The organism is Halalkalibacter okhensis, from assembly GCF_000787375.1.
Classification (GTDB): Bacteria; Bacillota; Bacilli; order Bacillales; family Bacillaceae_D; genus Halalkalibacter; species Halalkalibacter okhensis.
The window spans coordinates 1-1,597 of record NZ_JRJU01000083.1 but is presented as its reverse complement, the minus strand read 5'-3'; the positions used below and the strand labels follow the sequence as shown (position 1 = coordinate 1,597).

General features: G+C 42.6%; 1 rRNA gene and 1 pseudogene. One reads left to right on the top strand and one right to left on the bottom strand.

Annotation, left to right across the window (positions count from 1 at the left end):
* The first annotated feature begins 100 nt into the window (after positions 1-100).
* Positions 101-216 (top strand): 5S ribosomal RNA (rrf, locus tag LQ50_RS24005).
* A gap of 400 nt (positions 217-616) precedes the next feature.
* Here the strand turns inward: rrf and LQ50_RS24000 are convergent.
* Positions 617-1,597 (bottom strand): annotated as a pseudogene (locus LQ50_RS24000) (IS1182 family transposase); the annotation flags it as partial.

Below are 1,597 nucleotides of genomic sequence, written 5' to 3'. Positions count from 1 at the left end.
GAATCTTGAAACGTTTCTAAAAGCATTATCTAGTTTTGAGAGAACCATCTCAAATGTGAACTAAGATAACCTTTGGGTAATCCGATGTTCAATATACTAGTCTGGTGGCGATAGCGAAGAGGTCACACCCGTTCCCATGCCGAACACGGTCGTTAAGCTCTTTTGCGCCGATGGTAGTTGGGGGCTTCCCCCTGTGAGAGTAGGACGTTGCCAGGCAGATAAAAGACAATCCATTGGATTGTCTTTTTTAGTATGCATAAACGGTATGCTCAAGGCGCTAAAGAGCTTTTGGTCCGGAGGAGCAACATCTTCCTCGAATGGGCCGATGGTTACATCGTGAATAAGCTTCTTCGAGAAAACATCATGTCCCTCTGTGAGACGAGCCGTTTCTCTTCGTAATACGACATGAAATACTACAAAGAATAACTACATGTAACTCTTCCCCGTAGAAGAGAAAGGGTGAGCCGGGACGTTGCCAGGCAGATAAAAGACAATCCAATGGATTGTCTCAGGTTGTCGAGAAACCCCACTTTTTTAGTGGGGTTTCTCTTTTTACACTATTTTTCTCTCTAAGAGGGTTAAGAAATGAATCATAAATGGAAGATTGCCAACCACCTCACCCTCTAGTGAGGTGGTTGGCAATCTTCTTTATGTTCTGTGCTACAGCTGTCATCAGCGCTTGTTCATTAGCGCCGTTCAAGCTGCGCAACCGGCAGTAGCGAAGCCCGTGGAGTTGTTTCGCATAATGGTTTCTTTTCTTTTTTTATATATCGTCTTTCCTTCCGGGGATAGACGATTCTCTCTGACTTTTTCTTTACTACTCTCCCAAACATGTCTAGTTATGGTCTTTTTATGATTCTTAGCTGTTGTACACTGTGAAAGAAACGGACAGCTTTTACACGTTTTGGGATTGGAGTGATATTGACGATACCCCTCGCGATTCGTAGTTGAGTAAGTCAAGGTCTCTCCATTGGGACATGTATATGTATCGGATTCAACTTCATAAGTAAACTTCCATTTTGGGAATAATCCTTTTTTAGGCGAAAAGCGTCGATGAGCAATGACCCCCATGATGTTTCTCTTTTCAAGCCCATGACAAATAGGCATGGTTAAGTAACCCGCATCAAGACCAACTGCTTCTAGTTCAAAACCAAAACGCTCTCGTTGACGATCTAAACGTGCTAAATAGGGACGGGAATCATGAACATTGCCAGGTGTTACATGAACATCCGTGATAATGTTATATTTGTGATCGGTTGTACGATGATCCAGATAGAAGAAGCCCTCAGGTTTCCCATCCCGGAACATATAACCGCTCTCTTTATCGGTTGTACTAACCTTAATTTCCTTTACTTCCACCTCCTTGTCCTTTTTTGGAAAGGACTTTTTTCCATGTGCTTTTCGGTCCTTCTCAATCGCTTGATCTAGTTCATTAATGTAATCTTGAGTTTCCACTTGAACCGTTTCTTTCACAAACTTACGCTTGTTGGCATTTGCCTTTAAATGAGTAGAGTCCGTAAAAAGTACACGTCCTCCTACCATACGATGTTCGACTGCGAGAAGAACCACTTCATCAAAAACATCTTGAAAGACCGAT